6 protein-coding genes are annotated in these 2,538 nt (G+C 32.2%); 1 reads left to right on the top strand and 5 read right to left on the bottom strand.

The genetic code is table 11. The features are described 5' to 3' along the window. From BZZ03_RS11730 to BZZ03_RS11710, 5 genes are all read right to left on the bottom strand, one after another. Positions 1–326: DUF961 family protein (locus tag BZZ03_RS11730; protein ID WP_086583404.1), on the bottom strand; the 326-nt coding region annotated here is incomplete at its 3' end. A 14-nt stretch (positions 327–340) separates the two neighbouring features. Further along, complete coding sequence (locus tag BZZ03_RS11725; protein ID WP_086583403.1) at positions 341–640, bottom strand: hypothetical protein; 300 nt, start codon at positions 638–640, stop codon at positions 341–343. A 54-nt stretch (positions 641–694) separates the two neighbouring features. Further along, positions 695–910: a hypothetical protein gene (locus tag BZZ03_RS11720; protein WP_086583402.1), complete on the bottom strand. Its 216-nt coding sequence runs from the start codon at positions 908–910 to the stop codon at positions 695–697. Positions 911–923: 13 nt separating this feature from the next. Beyond that, positions 924–1,214: a type II toxin-antitoxin system RelE/ParE family toxin gene (locus BZZ03_RS11715; protein ID WP_086583401.1), complete on the bottom strand. Its 291-nt coding sequence runs from the start codon at positions 1,212–1,214 to the stop codon at positions 924–926. Further along, the gene (locus BZZ03_RS11710) at positions 1,186–1,410 is read right to left on the bottom strand and encodes a hypothetical protein (protein ID WP_086583400.1); all 225 of its coding nucleotides are present in this window, start codon (positions 1,408–1,410) and stop codon (positions 1,186–1,188) included. Before BZZ03_RS11710 ends, BZZ03_RS11715 begins: the two co-directional genes overlap by 29 nt. Before the next feature lie 480 nt (positions 1,411–1,890). Here BZZ03_RS11710 and BZZ03_RS11705 point away from each other — a divergent pair, with 480 nt between their 5' ends. Beyond that, the gene (locus BZZ03_RS11705) at positions 1,891–2,112 is read left to right on the top strand and encodes a hypothetical protein (RefSeq protein WP_086583399.1); all 222 of its coding nucleotides are present in this window, start codon (positions 1,891–1,893) and stop codon (positions 2,110–2,112) included. The last annotated feature ends 426 nt before the right edge of the window (positions 2,113–2,538 follow it).

Here is a 2,538-nt window from a genome sequence, read left to right as displayed (position 1 = left end):
GTTACTTCTTTATCATTCCAGAAGAAAGCAGAACGATTGCCGAGCTTAACTTCATCTTCATAGTCAATACCATCAAATTTTGTGGATGCAGACATTTTAACTTCAATTTGTTCTTCCATAGCTTCAGAGTACAATTTCACATTGTAATAATCCACTTCTTCAGTAATACGGCTCTTTATTTCGCCTTCTTCTGCTTCATAATCTTCAAAAATCATTTGCGGCTCTGCAGACATAAAGAGCAATTTCCCAAGTGCTTTGTCAAAATCCGCAATTTCTTCAGTCAATACATTTTGTTTTTCAAATACTGTACTTAATTTCAATGTCATATATTTCCCCTTTTTTAGACTAATTTCAATGATTCGGCATAGATTACATACTCATAAGTAAATTTTCCTTTTTGAGTACGATTACGAACTTGTGCCAATTTAGCACCAGTCAATGCTACTTCTTGACGGCGTGTAGGTTTTGCGGCACTAGAGCCTTCTACACGGATTTCAAAGCCTTCTGGATGAAGTTTACTTGTGGCATGATATAAGGTATAACCTGATTCAACACCACGTTTTGGAACAATTTCGATTTTTTTATCAACGGTGATTTTTTCACCTAGGAAACTTTTTGCTTTAATTGGAATTTTAATCATTTTTTCTCCTTAAGATTAATGTGTTTTTGCTAGTTAATGTTATAGCAGACAAAATTAGGACACAAATTTTTTATATGTTGCTTTAACACGTGTTAAAGTTCGTTCTGCATTCAAAAAGCCCCAGTCATTATTGGAAGCTTTTATTTTTTGTAGCTGATCTATCGCTTTTTTATACGACAGTTGCAAGGCTGTTCTTTGGTCATAACGTAAACAACAGTCCATATGAAAATTATCATATATCAAATTGCAACGTCGCTCTATTTCTGTCAAATAGTTTCCTCTCTCATTCTAGATTATTCAACCAGTTCTCACTCTCATGAAAAATTCTTTGAATGACGACTTCATCTGAATAATCAATAAAAAAATACCAATATCTCCATTGGTATTTTTGTCTTATTATATTGCTATTTTCAACTAAGGGATAACCCGAAGGATTCTTTGAAATCGAATTTTTTGCATTTTCAAACTCTCTTTTAAATCGAGCTAATACTCGTTTAGACCGTGTTTGGTATGCGATAAATTCTTCCAGTCGTGCCAAATCTTGTTCAGCTTTCCCAGATAATTTTACCTTCAAATTTTTCAGCCCCTAATCTTCCCAATGCTTCATCAGCATCTACTGTCCCTTCTCTGTACGCAGAAGATAAGCCCTCCATAAGTTTGCCATCTAGGATAACTTGATTACGGAGTTTTCGCAATTCATTCTGCATATCGTCATATTCTCTTTTAGAAATGGTAACCATTTCCTCACATGATATATTCAGCATAGCCATAACTTATCTCCTTTACTTTTTCTACTTTGATTATACCATAGCTTTATAACTCTATAAACTGTCCTACTTTCTTTTAGATTTTATCTTTGCATTATACTTTTGATTTTCATTGCTTATCGACTACCGCCCTCCGTCTGCCGTACTAGCAAATAGTTCAAGGTTTGAAAAACAAAAAAAGCTCTTTCCACGACCAAGAAGAAAGAGAGCAGTGAAGCCTTTAAGCATTCACTATTGACCGTACAGGAATCGAACCTATATTTTCTTTGGTACTCTGATGAAAACCAAAGATGTTTTACATTAAACCAACAGTCATTATAAAAACTGCTCATAGAGCAGAAAGCATTGCTTTTTTGTGATATAATGATAAAAATATAATCTCATAACTCCTGCTTGGGTCAAATAGCTCCCAAGTCGGTCTTTTTGTTCCACCACGAATAAAAAATTGAGATTATATTAAATTAAAACGAAAAGAGAATTACTATGAATATTTTTGAAGAATTTAAAGAGTTTTTTGTCGACTGTATTGAACCATTACCAAATTTTTATTACTGGATTTTAAATAAAATTTTTACTACTGTAAAATATATTCTGTCCGTAACCACCGTAGCATTAATAAGTCTAATTATTAATGCTCATGAATCAGATATTTTGATGTTCTCAGATTCAATTTATCAATCAATCTTTTCTTTCATCCAAAAATAATTGGAACTCTCTCTTATACCACAAGTAGTTTTTAATGACTTACTCAGGTCATAAAATTTATAAACATGTACTATTAAAATATCTTCATCATACATTGCTGCCAGTAAAACAAACATTACTCTAGGAGTAACTCATTGACTCAAGTTTCTCTTTATAAATAAAAAGAACAAACACAATCTATTTAGTTGTTCATTGACTTAAGTTTTTACTGTTTTTCAGAACAAGCCCTATCTATTATTTCAGAAGGTCAGATATTTTTTCTTTTCTTTAGATATTTTTGATTAAATTGAGAAAGCGTGGAAGATACCCTGAAACTCAATATCCAGATAATGTAATCAATCGTTCAACATTATCACTATTTCTTTAAATATTTTTGTTTTAGCTGAGAAAGCGTGGATATTATACCCTGAAACTCAGCAGTCTTAT

The sequence above is a fragment of the Lactococcus petauri genome, assembly GCF_002154895.1.
Taxonomy (GTDB): Bacteria; Bacillota; Bacilli; order Lactobacillales; family Streptococcaceae; genus Lactococcus; species Lactococcus petauri.
This window is presented reverse-complemented; position numbering and strand designations above follow the sequence as displayed.

Bases quoted from the DNA above. Each gene is read 5' to 3' on its own strand.
- BZZ03_RS11710 (WP_086583400.1), bottom strand. From the start codon at position 1,410: ATGGCTATGCTGAATATATCATGTGAGGAAATGGTTACCATTTCTAAA.
- BZZ03_RS11725 (WP_086583403.1), bottom strand. From the start codon at position 640: ATGATTAAAATTCCAATTAAAGCAAAAAGTTTCCTAGGTGAAAAAATC.
- BZZ03_RS11705 (WP_086583399.1), top strand. From the start codon at position 1,891: ATGAATATTTTTGAAGAATTTAAAGAGTTTTTTGTCGACTGTATTGAA.